This is a genomic window from Micromonospora sp. NPDC047730 (genome assembly GCF_043204765.1).
Lineage (GTDB): Bacteria > Actinomycetota > Actinomycetes > Mycobacteriales > Micromonosporaceae > Micromonospora.
On record NZ_JBIDCU010000020.1, the window covers coordinates 53,351 to 69,899 of the forward strand.

15 protein-coding genes and 2 tRNA genes are annotated in these 16,549 nt (G+C 71.5%); 9 read left to right on the forward strand and 8 right to left on the reverse strand.

Annotated features, from left to right (window positions below; all coding sequences use genetic code 11):
* Positions 1 to 429: 429 nt before the first annotated feature.
* Together ACGF5G_RS30530 and ACGF5G_RS30535 are read left to right on the forward strand one after the other, a co-directional pair.
* Entirely contained in the window at positions 430 to 1,092 is a 663-nt protein-coding gene (locus tag ACGF5G_RS30530) for a hypothetical protein (RefSeq protein ID WP_393269114.1), read from the forward strand.
* A 91-nt stretch (positions 1,093 to 1,183) separates the two neighbouring features.
* The gene (locus ACGF5G_RS30535; protein WP_393269116.1) at positions 1,184 to 1,882 is read left to right on the forward strand and encodes a class F sortase; all 699 of its coding nucleotides are present in this window, start codon (positions 1,184 to 1,186) and stop codon (positions 1,880 to 1,882) included.
* A 147-nt stretch (positions 1,883 to 2,029) separates the two neighbouring features.
* Here the strand turns inward: ACGF5G_RS30535 and ACGF5G_RS30540 are convergent, their stop codons facing one another.
* Positions 2,030 to 2,884, reverse strand: a complete 855-nt coding sequence (locus tag ACGF5G_RS30540) for a phosphotransferase family protein (RefSeq protein ID WP_393269122.1) — start codon at positions 2,882 to 2,884, stop codon at positions 2,030 to 2,032.
* Positions 2,885 to 3,530: 646 nt separating this feature from the next.
* Here ACGF5G_RS30540 and ACGF5G_RS30545 point away from each other — a divergent pair.
* Entirely contained in the window at positions 3,531 to 4,007 is a 477-nt protein-coding gene (locus ACGF5G_RS30545) for a MarR family winged helix-turn-helix transcriptional regulator (RefSeq protein ID WP_393269125.1), read from the forward strand.
* 108 nt (positions 4,008 to 4,115) lie between these two features.
* Here the strand turns inward: ACGF5G_RS30545 and ACGF5G_RS30550 are convergent, their stop codons facing one another.
* The 6 genes from ACGF5G_RS30550 to ACGF5G_RS30575 form a co-directional block, all read right to left on the reverse strand.
* On the reverse strand, positions 4,116 to 4,532 hold the full coding sequence (locus ACGF5G_RS30550; RefSeq protein WP_393269128.1) for a nuclear transport factor 2 family protein: 417 nt from the start codon (positions 4,530 to 4,532) through the stop codon (positions 4,116 to 4,118).
* Positions 4,533 to 4,634: 102 nt separating this feature from the next.
* Positions 4,635 to 5,621 carry a DUF817 domain-containing protein gene (locus ACGF5G_RS30555; RefSeq protein ID WP_393269130.1) on the reverse strand — a complete coding sequence of 329 codons (987 nt, stop codon included), beginning with the start codon at positions 5,619 to 5,621 and terminating at the stop codon, positions 4,635 to 4,637.
* Positions 5,622 to 5,724: 103 nt separating this feature from the next.
* Positions 5,725 to 6,006: a hypothetical protein gene (locus tag ACGF5G_RS30560; protein WP_393269133.1), complete on the reverse strand. Its 282-nt coding sequence runs from the start codon at positions 6,004 to 6,006 to the stop codon at positions 5,725 to 5,727.
* Between the two features lie 310 nt (positions 6,007 to 6,316).
* Positions 6,317 to 6,388, reverse strand: a tRNA-Pro gene (locus ACGF5G_RS30565).
* A gap of 10 nt (positions 6,389 to 6,398) precedes the next feature.
* A tRNA-Lys gene (locus tag ACGF5G_RS30570) sits at positions 6,399 to 6,471 on the reverse strand.
* A 20-nt stretch (positions 6,472 to 6,491) separates the two neighbouring features.
* A complete protein-coding gene (locus ACGF5G_RS30575; RefSeq protein WP_393269135.1) occupies positions 6,492 to 7,901 on the reverse strand; it encodes a hypothetical protein in 1,410 nt (469 codons plus the stop codon).
* 323 nt (positions 7,902 to 8,224) lie between these two features.
* On the opposite strand from ACGF5G_RS30575, the gene argS reads away from it, so the two are divergent.
* From argS to ACGF5G_RS30605, 6 genes are all read left to right on the forward strand, one after another.
* Positions 8,225 to 9,943 (forward strand): arginine--tRNA ligase, encoded by a 1,719-nt coding sequence (gene argS, locus ACGF5G_RS30580; RefSeq protein ID WP_393269138.1) that lies wholly within the window; start codon positions 8,225 to 8,227, stop codon positions 9,941 to 9,943.
* 89 nt (positions 9,944 to 10,032) lie between these two features.
* Positions 10,033 to 11,046 (forward strand): S-methyl-5-thioribose-1-phosphate isomerase, encoded by a 1,014-nt coding sequence (gene mtnA / locus ACGF5G_RS30585; protein WP_393269140.1) that lies wholly within the window; start codon positions 10,033 to 10,035, stop codon positions 11,044 to 11,046.
* 35 nt (positions 11,047 to 11,081) lie between these two features.
* Entirely contained in the window at positions 11,082 to 13,040 is a 1,959-nt protein-coding gene (locus tag ACGF5G_RS30590; protein WP_393269143.1) for a bifunctional aldolase/short-chain dehydrogenase, read from the forward strand.
* A 436-nt stretch (positions 13,041 to 13,476) separates the two neighbouring features.
* Entirely contained in the window at positions 13,477 to 14,454 is a 978-nt protein-coding gene (locus tag ACGF5G_RS30595; RefSeq protein WP_393269145.1) for a hypothetical protein, read from the forward strand.
* A gap of 456 nt (positions 14,455 to 14,910) precedes the next feature.
* A complete protein-coding gene (locus tag ACGF5G_RS30600; protein ID WP_393269148.1) occupies positions 14,911 to 15,546 on the forward strand; it encodes a hypothetical protein in 636 nt (211 codons plus the stop codon).
* A gap of 176 nt (positions 15,547 to 15,722) precedes the next feature.
* On the forward strand, positions 15,723 to 16,247 hold the full coding sequence (locus ACGF5G_RS30605; protein ID WP_393269151.1) for a hypothetical protein: 525 nt from the start codon (positions 15,723 to 15,725) through the stop codon (positions 16,245 to 16,247).
* 36 nt (positions 16,248 to 16,283) lie between these two features.
* Here ACGF5G_RS30605 and ACGF5G_RS30610 read toward each other — a convergent pair whose 3' ends face one another.
* Entirely contained in the window at positions 16,284 to 16,535 is a 252-nt protein-coding gene (locus tag ACGF5G_RS30610) for a hypothetical protein (protein WP_393269153.1), read from the reverse strand.
* Positions 16,536 to 16,549 lie beyond the last annotated feature (14 nt).

Genomic DNA, 16,549 nt, shown 5'->3' on the forward strand with positions numbered 1-16,549 from the left:
GCCGTCGCTCCGGCTGACGCTTGATCCAGCCCGCCCACTCGGGCTGCGCCGCGTGTTCGGAGGCCCGCCAGGCCGCATGTGCCAGGTGGTCCTCGACGAGCACCAACGCGTCACCGGGCAGCGGCCGGGGCGCGGAAGCGGTTCCTCAGTCGTCGCGATCAGCAGGCCGGCGGCTCCCCCGCCAGCGGTGCGTAGGTGCCACCGCGAGCCGCGCAGGTGGCAGCGCCACCGGGCAGCATCTAGCCGCTACCGGACCCAGGCGGACAGACCGGTCCTTACGCCCCAGAGAATGTGAATCAACTACTTATAGCACCTCAAGTGCTACATGTTGCGAAACCCGGAAAAGACCTCTTGTTTCACATGAATCGGCCTAACGTTCGTCATGGCTCGTCCTCCTGAGCCGACCAGAAGGGAGTGAGGAACATGTCGATGAGGTTTTTGACCAAGCTCGCCGGCGGGGTGGTGCTGGGCAGCGCCGCCCTGCTGCTCGCTGCGCCCGCCACCGCGCTCGCCGCGACCGACGAAGGTCCCAAGGAGCCCACGGCCTCGAACCAGGGGCAGGCGAAGAAGAAGTCAGACGACAAGCCGAAGACCTTCAGCCTGCACGACAAGAAGGGTAACGGGGTCACTTGCGCCACCAACAAGCAGATCAACGAGCAGAACATCACCCAGATCATCAAGGACAACACCATCACGAACAGCATCGTCACCTTCAACCTGTCCGCAGCGCAGTCAGCGTCGAACGACAACAGAACCCAGCCAAACAACATCGTCGTCTGCATCCGCGACCTCGACGTGGAGGTGGATGTCGAGACCGATCTGCTCGCCGACCTCCTCGGGATGGTCGAGGCCGGTATCGGCAAGGCTGGTTCGTCGGTGGGCCAGCCTGCCGGCGCCAGCGGCGCGTACGCGGGTCCGGACGGAGCCTGGGTGTTGCCGAAGACGGCTGGCGTCGCGGCCGGTGACGGTGGCGCGCTCTCCGGCACCAACACCGGTGCTCTGACGGCGGCCGGTGCCAGCATGATGGGCGTTGGCGTGCTCGGTGGCATCGCACTGCTGCGTCGGCGGTCCGCCAATGGCACTGTCGCCTAGGGCGGCCAGGAGCGCCAGCGGCCGCCACGGATTCCCGTGGCGGGCCGCTGGCCTCGTCCTGGTCGTCCTCATCACGCTTGCCGGAGCAGGGTTGATCACGCTCGCGGCCACGGCTCCTGATCCGGTCGGGCCGCCGCAGCCCGACCCCGCCGCCGCACCGCAGTCCCTGCTTTCACCGTTGGCGGACGAACCCACCACACCAGAGCCGACGCCGAGCGAAGCCAACGCGTCGCCGGCGACCCACGGCGAGGCGCACAGTGCTCGCGGCCGCCTCAAAGCCGATCCCGGGTCCACGGCGACCCGCCCGTCTCCCGCGCCGAAGATGGCCGGGATGCCGCGATCGCAGCCCACCCGCATCAGGATCCCGCGGATCGGCGTCGACGCGCCGACGGTTCCGCTCGGGCTGGACCGGAACCAGCAGATCGCGGTCCCACCGCTGGATCAGCCCAAGACGGCCGGATGGTACAAGCTGGGACCAAGCCCCGGCGAGGTCGGGACCGCGGTGGTGGTGGGCCACGTCGACTCACGCGCCACGGGTCGGGCGGTCTTCTTCCGCCTGGGCGCGCTGAAACCCGGAGACACCATCGAGGTGCCCCGCCAGGACGGCAAGAAGGCCCGCTTTGTCGTCGACGGGGTGGCCCGCTACCCGAAGAAAAAGCTCCCGCTGAGCCTGGTCTACGGTCACACCGGCAAGGCGCAGCTCCGCGTGATTACCTGCGGTGGCGCCTACGACAAGGCAGCGAAGTCGTACAAGGACAACATCGTGGTGTTCGCGACGCTGGCGCCCTGACCACCACCGTTCGCTGTGTTGGTGGCACGCCGGCCTCAGTGGCGGCCCGGGCGACTGCCGGGGTCGTGCGGATCCGGACGCTGCCCCGTGTCGGTCGTCAGCCATCAGTGTCCCGGTCGCGGTCCCTTCCCTCGCGGCCCTCTCACGCTACTGACGGAACAGCCATGTCATAGCCTCCAGGCTCTTGCTCACGTATGCGTTCTGCCCGGTGTCGACTCCGTACATCATGTCCTCGAACAGGGTGCATCGGGCGTAGAAGACCGCCCGGTCGTGCAGGCCCGTGCGGTCGGGCCCAGGTGCGTCGTACCTGGCTAGGGCGAGGTCGAGTGCGTGTGGGCCAAGGTCGCGACAGATCAGGCCGAAGTCGTAGGCAGGGTCGGCGATGGCGGCGTCACTCCAGTCGATGATGCCGGTGACCTCACCGTTGTCGGGGTCGACGAGGACATGTTCGATGCCGAGATCATTGTGGGTGAACACCGAAGTGTGTGGTTCTGGCGGCGGGGTGGACTGGAAGAAGGCGTCGACGGCTGGCCGATGTCGAGGTGGGATGTGCCCGGCAACAACTGAGTAGAACTCCTCGGCCTCGCGGTGCCACTCGGTCAGCGGCGTGTCGTCGATGTCGACCAACCCGGCCACGCGGTCGGCGGGGATGGCGTGAAGGGCGCGGAGAAGTTCACCCAGGGCGGTCGCGACCGACGGGATCAGCGCCGCGCGCGATGCCTCACGAATCGACAGGAGTGGGCGGCCGCGCAGTTTGGGGTACGCCAGAACACCGGTTTCGGCCGCCGCGAGCAGTGGTTGGGGCACCGGCAGAGGTGATGCGGGTGCGACCACCTGTAGTAGCTGACATTCACGGATCGCGCGGGCGGTGCGCTCGTCAGAGTCGGGGTCTTTGGAGATCCGGACCACGAGGTTGTCGTTCACCTCGTACGAAATGTTGTCCAGGCCTGCCCCGAGCGGGACCACCGACGTGACATGAATGTCGGGCAGGTGGGCGGACACCGTTCGCAGTGCGGTTTGTTGATCGTCCCACTCGGATACGGCTGGGCCGGCTTGCCCGGGCATGGAGCCTCCAGGGTGTGATGCGATGACTGACGTCGGGGATGAAAGGCTGAGGTGGTCTTGGATGTCTCCGCGTGTGCAACGGTGGCCGGTGGACGATCTATGCGCGACACCGTTGGCGTCGGCGTGGCAGGAAACCCACCACAGCGAGGCCGACAATCACGGTGACCACGCCGGCGGCCAACCAGCCGGGTGACCCACCCGTGACGGGTTGACAGTCGGCGACGCACAGGATCGGCCTTATCCGGATCAGGTCGGTCCCCTGCAGCATCCATAACAGGCCAAGCAGGACGAGGGTCATTCCGGCGACCACCCTCGCGGTCCTACGCCATCTCACAGCCACGCCCCTTCCGGTTGGGTGAGGGATGGGATGCGCCAGGGGCGTCCCGCAGTCGGTGTCGCTGTCGCAAGGCCGGCAACCGGCGGCGAGTTGCCGGCCCGGTGCCACCGGTCGGAATGGGGGATGGCAGTGGTGAAGCGCTGGGTGGGCACCGCCTCGGAGGTGCCGACGAGGTGGGGCTGAGGCATGCTGCTCCGTTCGGCTAGGCTCAAGTAATCAAGCAACCTTAGAAGGCGAGATTATAAGGTGCCCGAAGGATCCACAAGTGACAAGCCGTTCCTCCCGCAGCTCATCGGTCAGGCGTTCAACCTGATCCTCGACCAACTTCACCACCACCTCGTCGAGACCGGACACGGCGACCTGCGACCCACCCACTACCTCAACGTGTTCCGGTTCATCGACTGTGACGGCACCCGGCCCACCATCCTGGCCAGGCGAGCCGGGATGACCCCTCAGGCGATGAGCGAACTCGTGGGTTACCTGGAACAACGCGACTACGTGCGGCGTGTCCCTGACCCCACCGACGGCCGCGGTCGCGTCGTCGTCTACGCCGACCGCGGCACCCGGGCCGCCGAGGTCGCCACGAGATTCTTCGCGGACCTGGAGGCCCGCTGGGGCGCCGTGGTCGGACACGACCGCCTCCAGGACGTGACGTCCGCACTCGCTCAGATCCTCGACGCCTCTCCTCGCGGAGCCGACACGTCGAGAGCCTCCGCACCATGACACCGTCGCCCCGACACTCGCCGACCAGCGGGAAGCCCCAGCTTCCACCACGACACGAGGACGGCTGGCGCCAGCGACGTGCAGCCCAGCCGTTACGGCTCGGCGCGGTCAGCCGGCCGGCGGGATCTTCCAGACCTCGTTGAAGGCGATGCTGTCGAAGAACGCCGTCCCGTCGGCCACCTTGCCGTCGCGGAAGGTCAGGAACCAGGCGACGGTGCTGTCGTGGGTGGTACCGGCGACGGTGACGCCGGTGCCGTCGAACACGGCGATGACGGTGTTCGCGTCCGGGTCCTCGTAGAGCGCCCGCACGCGCACCGGCCGGTACGGGCTCTCCGGCCTGAATCGCGCGTCGAACGGCCGCAGCGCCTGGGTGACGAAGTCGTCGACGCCGTGGTACGTGCGCGACACCGCCGAGTTGCCCACGATCTCCCACCGCACGTCGGGAGCGAGGATGTCGGAGATGGCGCCGGTGCCGGCGGACCAGTTCGCGAGGGCGCGGGAGACGATGTCCCGGTTCGTCGCCATGAGGCGGACCGCCCTTCTCCTGTCGCGCGGGCGCCGCAGCCGGGCCCGCTCGGCGGCTCGATCGTTCGTGCCGTCAGGTGTTCGGGCTCACTGTATCGACGGTCAGGTCGACCGAGGCCAGGTCGGCGGATCGCGGAAGTCGTACGGCTGCGGCCCGCTATGGTTGCGGCCGCGACGACTGCTGCCAGCACGCACCCCCGCCGGGAGGGGCCGCCGGCGCCGGTCGTCGGGCGGCTGCGGCGGCGAGATCCAGGTGACCATCACCACCGAGATGATCATGAGGAGGAACCACGACGCGAGCTTCTCCGGCGAGACCGGGTGCCAACCGCTCATCTGGCTCGGGTAGAGCCAGGCCTGCGACCAGGTGGCGATGTTCTCCGCGAGCCAGATGAAGAGGGCGACGAGGAGGAAGGCCAGCAGGAGCGGCATGCGCAAGCGGAACCGGAACACGCGGAACTGCATGACACAGCGCCCGAACACCAGCGCGACGACGGCGATGAGCACCCATCGCACGTCCAGGACGTAGTGGTTGCTGAAGAAGTTGGCATAGATCGCGGCGGCCACGACAGCCGTCACCCAGCGTTTCGGGTAACGCGCGAAACGCAGGTCGAACAGCCGGTTGACCCGGACCATGTAGGAGCCGACGGCGGCGTACATGAAGCCGCTGAAGAGGGGCACCCCGGCGAGTCGCAGGACCCCGTCGGGCGCGTAGGACCACGAGCCGATGTGGGTCTTGAACAGCTCCATGGCCGTGCCGACGAGGTGGAACAGGACCACCACTCGCAGTTCGCGCAGGGTTTCCAGGCGTCCGGCCACCATCCCGATCTGGACGGCGACCGCGGTGAGAGTCAGGAAGTCGTTGCGGGCGAGTGCCGCGTCTGCCGGGTACCAGAGGTGCGCCGCGAGGATGACCGCCAGCATCGCCGCACCGAACACGCACGCCCAGGCCTGTTTGAGCCCGAAGACCGCGAACTCGGCCAGCCAGCAGATCGGCCCACGCTCAGGCAGCCGTGCCAGGACCGCGCGGAAGCGGGCATCGATCGCGCGTTCGGCCGTGGTCAGGCCGGCTGGTCCGGACGGGGTACGCATCACCGCGACGCTATCGGCCGGCCCAGCCCGAGCCGGCGCCGGTGGGCGGTGCGCGCCTGCTCGTCATGCGGCAAGCGGGACGCGAAGCGACGAACCCCGTGTCTCAGTCCTCGTCCGCGGCCAGCACCGCGACCAGGACGCCACCGCCAGCGGCGATGACGAGGGCGTCCATGACGTGCCGGCTCACCGGGTTCCATGCTTCCAGATCGGTGTTGGTCCACCAGCGGGTGCCGTGACCCAGCAGACTGATCGTCTTCTGGAACACGTCTCGAGCCTGCCCGATCGGGTAGCGGCCCCGTGTGCGGTAGGCGAGCGTGCGTGCGGTCATCCCCACCAGCACGGCCGACGCGGCGTCCTGGTCCACCTCGCCCATGCGTGCCGACAACTCCGCGGCATCCTGTGGCGCCTGCGACGCCGTGCCGTACGGGCTGCCGGAGCCGATGACGGCAGCCTCGGTCAGGAACGCGAACGCCGCCGGGAACGGATCTTCGGCGTCGCTGGACCGGACGAGGGTCCAGAGGCGTCCTTGCCGTACGGCCCCGGCAGCCCGGCCAGCAACCGCCGGAGCCGTACCAGTCGCTCAGCGGAGTCCACCGCAGGTCACCCCGTCTGCTCAGCCGGCCGGAACTCGTGCACCACCTTCGGGACCGACGAGGTGCCGGATTGGCTGCCCTCGGCCGGTCGGCGGGGCGGAGATCCGTCGACCGGGCTCGAACCGGCGTCCTGCCGGACCCTAGCCGGCTGCTCTACCGCTGAGCTACAACGGACCTCCGCACGTCCCGATCGGCTGGGCTCGAACCAGCGTCCACCCGGTTAAGAGCCGGGCGCTCTACCACTGAGCTACGACGGGCCGCCGACGATGTTCTCCGATCACTGCGGGCCCTGTCCACCGCGTTCCGGCAACGCGCTGGTCACGACGCCGGCGGGTACCTGGTGCTGTGCCCGGCCGGCCTTGGCCGGCTTGCCGGAGAACACGCCGTCGGAGCGCAGCACGGATGCCCAGACCGGGTCGGCGATCGACACGCCGTGCACCAGTTCCGGCGTCGGCCGGAACACGCCGGTGTCGCCCACCGACCGCGGCCCCACCCAGCCTGATCTGGCGGGGTCCACACCGGCGTCCGCGCACGCCGCTTCCACGTCCCGGCGGGTGCAGGCTGCCGCCCCGTCGAGGACGTCCCAGGGCAGCGGCAGCCGCGTCCACACGCCCACGTCGGGGTGCAGTCCGCCGCCGGTGGAGCGGTGCCACGCGGCGAGGTCGGCGGCGATCAGCATCATCGCCTTGCCAGGGCAGGACACGTCCAGCAAGCCGGTGCTGCCCGACGCGTCCAGCGTGTTGATCCAGGCCGCTCGGGCGGTGTTGTAGGCGCCGCACAGCAGATTCCACGTGGACGAGTCGTTGCCCCGACGGACGATCATGGTGGCGCGGTCGAACTCGCTGGCCGCCCACACCCGCTTGAGTAGACCCGCGACCTGCCGCATCGTCGCCCACCACCGGCCCAGCAGCTCACCCCGCCGCGCCTCGGACAGTCGCGCGAGCACCTCCGGGCTCGGCCAGACCTGCGCGACCATCCACCAGTCGGTGCCCGGACTGTCGACGCAGCGGCGGAACAGCAGGTCGGCGATCTCGTCGTAGGGGTTCTCCCGGCCGGACAGGGTGAACTCCCGCCGTAGCTTGCGCTTTGCCGTGAGGTAGGCGACGAAGCATCCCGCCCAGGGGTCGGCGACGAACGCGTCCCGGTCGATGTCCGCCGCGAACCCGGCCCGCGCGATCATCGTCAGCTGCCGCTTACTCCACTCCGTCTCCAGTCGCCCCGCTTTCGCCGCCACCCGCTGGGTCACCCGGAAACGCCGGTTGTACTGCCGCTTCGAGATCTCGATCCCCGCCGCGGCCCGCGCCTCCCGGTTCAGCCGGTCCCGCAGGAAGTCCAACCGCCGCGCGTCGACGGCGCCGAGGGACTCGCTGAGCTGGACGCTGAAGTCCAGCAGCGAGGCCGGATCGTCCGCGTCGACATCGACACCAGGCAGCTCGAACAGCCGCAGCGCCGCGTCGACCTGTCGTCCGCCGCCAACGGGACGGGCGAAGTCGGTCGACATCGAACTCCAGCCGTTCCACCGGGACGCGGCCCGGGCCACCCGGCCCAACACCGTCCGCTCGCGTAGTCCCAGCTGGCCGCCGACAGCTTGCCACACCAGAAGCGCGACCTCCTCCGGCCGGCGCCGCTCGTCGAGCGACGCGTGCAGCGCGGTCAGCGCTTCGTCAGCGGACACCTCAACAGACATGACCGCGATCCTGACAGCGGCCGACACGTGCGGCAATCGCATTCGTACGACCGCCGAGCGCGGCGGAATCGGGGTGTCCCCGACCCGGCCGGCCCACTACGCTGCCGTGCATGACCAGCGCGACCGCTCAGTGCACCGGAACGTCGTATGACGTCCAGGTCGGTGCGCAGCGACGCCGGCGATCCGTCGCCCGCCCGCGCTGACCTGTTCACGGCGACCGGCGGATCGAGCCGCCGGCCATCGCCGATCGTCCTCGGTCTGCCCGCATCTCCCCGTCCAACGGCCCGCGTGACAGCGCGGGTCCGAGCGAGATCGGCGTACCCATGGATCTTGAAAGGCTGCTCTCCGACCGGCTGGCACCGGCGTTCGCGACCGTGGCCGGCACCCCGGTCGACCCGACGGTGCGGCGTTCGCCGCGCGCGGACTTCCAGTCCGACGCGGCGCTGGCGCTGGCCCGGCGGCTCGGCCGCTCGCCCCGCGACCTCGCCGCCGAGGTGCTGGAGCACGCGGCGCTCGACGACGTCTGCGCGTCGGCGGAGGTCTCCGGGCCGGGCTTCCTCAACCTGACCGTGGCCGACCAGACGCTGGCCGACCTGGTTTCCCGGCTGGCCGGCGACGACCGGCTCGGCGTGCCGCCGGCGGCGGTGCCGGAGACCGTGGTGGTCGACTACTCGGCGCCGAACGTGGCCAAGGAGATGCACGTCGGCCACCTGCGCTCCACCGTCATCGGCGACGCGGCGGTACGGCTGCTGGACTGGCTCGGGCACCGCGTGGTGCGGGTCAACCACCTGGGCGACTGGGGCACGCCGTTCGGGATGCTGATCGAGCACCTGACCGACCTCGGCGAGGTCGAGGCGGCGCACGGGTTGTCGGTGGGTGACCTGGACTCGTTCTACAAGGCGGCCCGGGCGAAGTTCGACGCCGACGAGGCGTTCCGCGAACGGTCCCGGCGGCGGGTGGTCGCGTTGCAGGGCGGTGACGAGTCGACCCGGCGCCTGTGGCGACTGCTGGTGGAGCAGTCGGAGCGGTACTTCCTGTCCGTGTACGACCTGCTCGACGTGACGCTGACGGGGAGCGACTTCCGGGGCGAGAGCGCGTACAACGAGCTGCTCGCCGACGTCGTCGACGACCTGGACCGGCTGGGGCTGCTGGTGCCCAGTGGCGGGGCGGACTGCGCCTTCCCGCCCGGGTTCACCGGCCGAAGCGGTGAGCCACTGCCACTGATCGTGTGCAAGAGCGACGGCGGCTACGGCTACCCGGCCACCGACCTGGCCGCGCTGCGGCAGCGCACCGGGGAGCTGGCCGCGACCCGGTTGCTGTACGTGGTCGGGCTGCCCCAGCAGCAGCACTTCGCGATGGTCTTCGCCGTCGCCGGGGCGGCCGGTTGGCTGCGCCCGCCCGCCCGGGCCGAGCATCTCGGCTTCGGCTCGATCCTCGGCGCCGACGGGCGGATGCTGCGCAGCCGGACGGGCGAGTCGGTGAAGTTGGTCGGCCTGCTCGAAGAGGCGGTGGCCCGCGCCACCGACCTGGCCCGGGCCAAGAACCCCGACCTGGACGCCGCGGCCGCCGCCGAGATCGGCCGGGCCGTCGGCATCGGCGCGATCAAGTACGCCGACCTCTCCACCGACCGCGCGCGGGACTACGTCCTGGACTGGGAGCGGATGCTGTCGCTCGACGGCAACACCGCGCCCTACCTCCAGTACGCGTACTCCCGCATCCGGTCGGTGTTCCGGCGGGCCGGGACGGCCCCGCGGCCCGGCGCGCCCGTCGTGCTCGCCGAGCCGTCGGAGCGGGCGTTGGCGATCGAGCTGCTCGGCTTCGCCGGGGTCGTCGGCAAGGTGGAGCGGAGCCTGGAGTTCCACCACCTCGCCGGCCACCTGCACCGGCTCGCGACCACGTTCAGCGCGTTCTACGAACGCTGCCCGGTGTTGCGCGCCCCCGACGAACTGCGGCAGAGCCGGCTGCTGTTGGCCGACCTGACCGCCCGGACCCTGCGGCAGGGGCTGCACCTGCTCGGCATCCGAACCCTCGAACGGATGTGATCCCACGGCGTGGTCACCGACCAGCAGGCAGGTAGCGGGGGAGCGGGCGGCCACCGTAGGTTATGGGCTCCGGACAGTGAGGGGTGTGGATGCGGACCATCGACTGGCGGGACGGTCTGATCATCGCGATCGACCAGACCCGGCTGCCGCACGAGGTCAAGTTCCTGGAGATCGGGACCGTCGAGGAGTTGATCGCGGCGATCCGGTCGCTGGCGATCCGGGGCGCACCCGCGATCGGTGTCGCCGGGGCGCTCGGCGTGGCCCTCGCCGCCCGGCTGTATCCGGACGACCCGGCGGAGTTGCGGCGGGCCGTCGACGCGATCCGGGCCGCCCGCCCCACCGCCGTGAACCTCGCCTGGGGCGTCGACCGGGTCCGCGTCCGGCTCGAGGCCGAGGGCGCGGAGGCCGCCCTCGCCGAGGCCCTGACGGTGCTGGAGGAGGACGTCCGCTGCTGCCGTGCGCTCAGCGAGCGGGGTGCCCGCTGGCTCGTCGAGACGGTGGGGCCGCAGGTGGCGGTGCAAACCCACTGCAACGCCGGGGCCCTGGCCACCGTCGAGTGGGGCACCGCGCTGGGCGTGGTCCGTTCCCTCCAGGAGCACGGGGCGCTGGCCCACGTGTACGCCTCGGAGACCCGCCCGTTGCTGCAGGGCGCGCGGCTGACCGTGTGGGAGTTGGCCCAGATCGGCGCGCCGCACACCCTGGTGGTGGACTCGGCCGCCGCGTCGGTGCTGGCCCAGGGCCTGGTCGACGCGGTCGTGGTCGGCGCGGACCGGATCACCGCCAACGGCGACGTGATCAACAAGGTGGGCACCTACCCGCTGGCCCTGGCGGCGGCCCGCGCCGGGGTGCCGATGGTGGTCGCCGCCCCGGAGTCGACCGTCGACCTGGCCACCCCGACCGGCCGGGACGTCCACATCGAGGTACGCGCCCCCGAGGAGATCACCGCTCTCGGTGCGGCGGACCTGGCCCCGAAGGGCACCGGTACCCTCAACTACGCCTTCGACGTGACCCCGGCGGACCTGGTCACCGCCATCGTCACCGAGCGTCGGGTCATCCTGCCGGCTGCCGGCGGCCGCCCCGACGACCCCACCGCCCGGGCCTGACCAACCCCGACCTCTCCTGCGAGGAGCCGCCCCCCATGCTCGACCGCTGGTCCGCCGCCGACGCCCCGGACGCCTCCGATCCGATCGCGCGACTCGTGTACGCGTCCCGGCTGCTCGGTGCCGACACCGACCTGGTGCTGCACGGCGGGGGGAACACCTCGGTCAAGACGACGGTCACCGACCTCACCGGGGAGCCGGTGGAGGTGCTCCACGTCAAGGGCAGCGGCTCCGACCTGGCGACCATGGACGCGTCCGGCTTCACCGCGCTGCGGCTGGACCGGCTGCGGGCGCTGCTGCGGCTGGAGCGGCTCGCCGACAGCGACATGATGAACGAGCTGCGCTGCGCCCGCCTCGACGCGACCGCGCCGGACCCGAGCGTCGAGACGCTGCTGCACGCGCTGCTGCCGTACCCGGCTGTGCTGCACAGCCACGCCGACGCGCTGCTCGCCCTGACCAACCAGCCGAAGGGTGACCGGCTGGTTGAGGAGGTCTACGGCGACCGCGTCGTCGTGGTTCCGTACGTCATGCCCGGGTTCGACCTGGCCCGGCTCTGCGCGGAGCTGTACCCGGCGCGCGCCCACGCCGGTACGGTCGGCGTGGTCCTGCTCAACCACGGGCTGTTCACCTTCGGCGCGGACGCTGAGGAGGCGTACCGCCGGCACATCGAGCTGGTCACCCTGGCGGAGGAGAGGATGGCCCTGCCGCGCCCCCGGGTCGCGCCGGCCAAGCCCCGTCCGGTCGACCGGCTGCGCCTGGCCCGGCTGCGTCACGAGGTCTCCACCGCGGCGGGCGCCCCGATGCTGCTCAGCCGCTACGAGGACCCGGCCGTGCGGGCGTTCCTCGACCGGCCCGACCTGGCGGCGGTCGCCACCCGCGGCCCGGTCACCCCGGACCACGTGCTGCGCACCAAGCGGATCCCGCTGGTCGGCACCGACGTGGCCGGGTACGCCGACAACTACCGCCGGTACGTCGAGCAGAACCGCTCCCGGGCCCGGACGGCGCTGACCACGCTCGACCCCGCGCCCCGGGTGATCCTCGATCCGGAGTTGGGGATGCTCACCGCCGGCCGCCGGGCGGCCGAGGCCATGATGGCCCGGGACATCTACCGGCACACCGTCGACGTGATCGAGGCGGCCGAGGCCGTCGGCGGCTACCAGGCCCTGTCGGCGCAGGACATCTTCGACCTCGAGTACTGGGAGCTGGAGCAGGCGAAGCTGCGGCGGGGCGGCCCGGTGCCGGAGTTCGCCGGCGAGGTGGCCGTGGTGACCGGGGCGGCCTCGGGCATCGGCCGGGCCTGCGCCGAGGCGCTCCTGGCCCGGGGGGCCTGCGTGGTGGCCCTGGACCGGGACCCGTCGGTCGCCGCGTCGGACGGCCCGGCCCGGCTCGGCCTGACCGTCGACGTCACCGACTCCGCGGCCGTCGACGCCGCCCTCGACACGGCGGTGGACCGGTTCGGCGGAGTCGACATCGTCGTCGCGGCCGCCGGGATCTTCCCGGCCAGCCGGGAGATCGCCGGGCTGGACCCGGCCGACTGGCAGCGCACGATGGCGGTGAACGCGGAGTCGGTCGCGTATCTGTTCTCCCGGACCCACCCGCTGCTGGCGCTCGCGCCCCGGGGCGGGCGGGTCGTCGTGGTCGCCTCGCGCAACGCCCTGGCCCCCGGGCCCGGCGCCGTCGCCTACTCCGCATCGAAGGCGGCGGTGACGCAGGTGGCCCGGGTGGCGGCGCTGGAGTGGGCGACCGACGGCATCCGGGTGAACGTGCTGCACCCCGACGCGGTCTTCGACACCGGGCTGTGGAGTGCGGAGTTGCTGGAGGCTCGGGCCCGGCGCTACGGGCTGACCGTGGCGGAGTACACGCGCCGGAACCTGCTCCGTACGGAGATCACCAGCGCCCGGGTCGGCGACCTGGCCGCCACGCTCTGCGGGGAGACGTTCGCGGCCACCACGGGCGCGCAGATCACCGTGGACGGGGGGAACGAGCGGGTGATCTGAGGCGCTGACGCCTCGGCCCGCGGCGGCATCAGGTCCGCTCGGCATCATCCGTTCGGGTTACCGGGGGTCGGCTGTTCGGTGGCGGCGATGGTCAACCTTATGGCAGACTCCCAGCGGGTTGTTTGACACGTATGTGTCACGCGGCGAGGGGATTGAGAGGCGCGGGTGCCAGCCGGTGTAGGACGGCTGGAGCCCGCGCCTCTCTTCATCGGTTGGGCGTAGCCGGAGGGGTCGAGCCCTGTTCGGGCTCGCCGTACCGCTGGTGGGGTTCAACGCCCCGGGCGGCTTCGCCGACGCGAGCAGGCCCGCCTCGACCGGCCCGGGGACGTCGCCGTGGCCGGCGGGTGCCGTCCGTTCGCGTGTCGGAGCGTGTCGATGCGTTCACTGTTGGCACAATCGGCGTGGTCGGGAAGAGCAGTCCCCGGAGGTGCGTGTGGTGCGGGTTCGCGGCCGATTTGCCCGGACGATGCTGCGGGGGGCGCTGGTGGTCGGTGGCGTCCTCGGAGCCTGGGGCATGGCCGAGGCGACAGCGGAAGAGCCTGCCTACGCTGCCGGACCGCCCCGCCTGTGTACGTTGGGCGATCTGCTTGACAGCGCCGGGGCCATCGCGGACGGTTCGCTGTCCTGCACTGCCTCGTCGGCCGCCGACCGTGGATCCCCGGCCATCGTCGCTGTGGGCGTCGGCCCGGCGGCGCGGGGGAAGGCGCCGGTGGGCGCGATCCCGCCCGACGGAGTGGACTCAGTCACCGAGGTGGCCGAACCGGTGACGCGTCGGGTCGTGGGCGATGCCCCGCCCGCCGTACGGGAGGCCGCCGAGGCCGGCCCGCTCGAGCCGGTCGGCGCGGTCGTTCGTCCGGTGGTCGAGCCGGTCGGCGCGGTCGTTCGTCCGGTGGTCGAGCCGGTCGTCGAGGCCCTGGCGCCCGCCCTGGCGCCGGTGCTCGAGCTGACCCGGCCGATCGTCGGCCCACCCGTCGCGCCCCGGCCCCCGGCCGGCGATCCGGCGGATGTCGTGCCTGCGCCGGCCGAAGACGTGCCGGCCGTCACGCTACCCGCCACTGACGAGGGCCCGATGCCCGTGCCGCCGATGATCCCGGGCGTCATGCCACACATCCCGAGCAGCGCGGCAACCACGTCACCCGCGACGGGGGAGTCGACGCCCGCCGGTGCGCCGGGCGCCGGCGCAACCGAGGCGAGCCACCCGATCCGGCAGCCCTCGCCGGCCCACGTTCCCGGTGTCACGCCGGCCGCGTCTGGCAGCTCGGCGGGCAACAGCTCCGCCGGCGGGTGGACCGGCACCGCCGCCGACACCGCACTGGGTTCGTGGGCCCCAGAACCCGAGTCCCAGGGCTGGTGCGCCAGCCGCGGCGAGGAACTCGCGGACCGGCCGCGCCAGCCCGATACCCGACCCGCCTGAGCCCTTGCGCCCGGCCCCGGACGCATCGTCGCCGTCACCACCGGAAGTCATCGGAGGCGGAAAGACCCAACGGACGGCGTACGGGTAGCGGTTCGCCATGTCGGCAACCCGCTTCGGGCAGTGGTGGTCGCTGTCGCGATGACGAGCCGTACCGCTGGCGGCGTCGGCATCACCACGATCGCCTGGACGGTCCGCTGACGGGTCGTCGCTGTGGCCACCGGACTCGGGGGCGGGCGAACGACCAGATGCCGTGTCCGCACGACGAGGGGCGTGGGCCCGCGTCCGGGCGGGGGAGCGATGCCCTGCATCGACCCGGCGCCTTCCGTCGTACTGATCAAGCCGCCTGGACTCCCGGCACCGTTGTCGGCCGGCGCGGGCCGGGCCTGATCGAACAAGTCCATCTGCCCTGCGGCTGCTCCGTCTGTCGACCAGCCGTACCCGTGAAGAGGAGAAGTCATGAAGGAAACCCTGCCGCTCGGACGTGCCCGGTGGTGCGACATCGGCGAGGTCGTCCACCTCGTCGCCGCTGCCCTCGCCACCAGCGCCATCGGGGCATGGCTCGTACCCGACGAGTGCCGTCGACACGACGTGCTCCGCGCCGTCACCCGGATCTGGACCGAGCACGCGCTCCTCTTCGGCGAGGCCTACCTCCTCGACGACCACTCCGCCGCCGCGGTCTGGTTCCACCGGTACGGCCGGATCCCGCCACCGACCGGATACGGCGAACGGCTCGCCGTTGCCTGCGGCGACCACCTCGATCGTTTCCTCTGCCTCGACGGCGTCCTGGCCGCCCATCGGCCCACCGGCCCCCACAACCACCTGGCGTTCTTCGCTGCCACGCCGGACCGGCGAGGCGTCAACCGCGCCGGCGCCCTGCTCACCACGAGCCACGCCCGGATGGACCACGCCTTGCTGCCCGCCTACACCGAGGCAACCACCCTCACCGAACGTGACCTCTACACCCGGCACGGCTACGTCGCCCATGAGCCCTTCACGCTCCCCGACGGGAGCACCGCCTACCCGATGTGGCGCAGCCCAGGAGCGGGCGGGACGCCGGCGCAGCTCACCCGACGCGAATCTGTCGGCGGCTGACCTCTTCCCGTCACCGCCGTGCCTGTCTGCCTTCCGCATGCGTACACCGTCAGAAGGGATCACTCCGGTGTCGAAACCAGCTACGACACGGCCGCAGCGAAGCGGTGCCGGTCATTCGCCCCGCCGTGGCGCTGGCGGGGAGTCGGTCGTCGACGCCCCGCAAGGCTCGGGCCGGCGTGGCGCACCGCATCGTCGTGGAGGCTGAGGTGCCGGCAGACCGGGTTTCTCCTCCGCGCCGCCTGAACGGCCTCCCGATCCGGGTGATCCTCGACTCCTCGGCGATCCTCGCGTTCGCCGAGGAGTCGATCGACGTGGGCGAGGTGATTGCCGAGGTGGCCGACGAGGGGTGCATGTTCGGGCTGCCGGTGGCGTGCCTTGCCGAGGCGTTTCGGCTGGCCGACGCGGACCGCCTCGACATGGTCGTCAACCATCCGGCCGCCGCGGTGCTGACGGTCGACCCCCTCAACTGGCGGGCGTGCGCCATGGCGCACCTCATGCTGGGGCGCTTCGACGCCGCGAGCGCTCTGCTCGCCGCCGTCGACAACGAGTGCCACCTGCTCACCGGACAGCCCGACCGGTATGCGCCTCTCGCCGACGGGGGGCCGATCATCCCGCTCCAGGTCGGAAGGCGGCCAACTGGTTGGCAGCACGGCTCGCCCGACTGGAGCGAGTGCCAGGTGCCGTTTCTCGAAGGGTCGTGACGCCCGATGACGTAGCCGAAGGCGCCCGTGCGACCGTCACGAACGGGCGCTGTTCGGCACGCGCCTGATGTCGTGCAGCAACACGGCGAGTGCGACGCCGTCGACGGCGGCGGCCGCGTACAGCGCGCACGCCAGGGCCAGGAGGACGCCGCCGGCGGCGACACCGCGTGCGGCGGTGCGCAGTCCATGTGTGCCGCGCGCGGACCGGACCTGAAGCAGGGCGACCAGCACGGTGTGCGGCCCCGGGGCGGCTGGCTCACCGCCCCGGGGCGGCCATGCTTCCAGCACGGCGGTCGCCGAGC

Excerpts from the sequence above, each read along its gene's own strand:
- ACGF5G_RS30530 (WP_393269114.1), top strand. The coding sequence starts at position 430 with ATGAGGTTTTTGACCAAGCTCGCCGGCGGGGTGGTGCTGGGCAGCGCC.
- ACGF5G_RS30550 (WP_393269128.1), bottom strand. The coding sequence starts at position 4,532 with ATGGCGACGAACCGGGACATCGTCTCCCGCGCCCTCGCGAACTGGTCC.
- ACGF5G_RS30555 (WP_393269130.1), bottom strand. The coding sequence starts at position 5,621 with ATGCGTACCCCGTCCGGACCAGCCGGCCTGACCACGGCCGAACGCGCG.
- ACGF5G_RS30575 (WP_393269135.1), bottom strand. The coding sequence starts at position 7,901 with ATGTCTGTTGAGGTGTCCGCTGACGAAGCGCTGACCGCGCTGCACGCG.
- argS (WP_393269138.1), top strand. The coding sequence starts at position 8,225 with ATGGATCTTGAAAGGCTGCTCTCCGACCGGCTGGCACCGGCGTTCGCG.
- mtnA (WP_393269140.1), top strand. The coding sequence starts at position 10,033 with ATGCGGACCATCGACTGGCGGGACGGTCTGATCATCGCGATCGACCAG.
- ACGF5G_RS30590 (WP_393269143.1), top strand. The coding sequence starts at position 11,082 with ATGCTCGACCGCTGGTCCGCCGCCGACGCCCCGGACGCCTCCGATCCG.
- ACGF5G_RS30600 (WP_393269148.1), top strand. The coding sequence starts at position 14,911 with ATGAAGGAAACCCTGCCGCTCGGACGTGCCCGGTGGTGCGACATCGGC.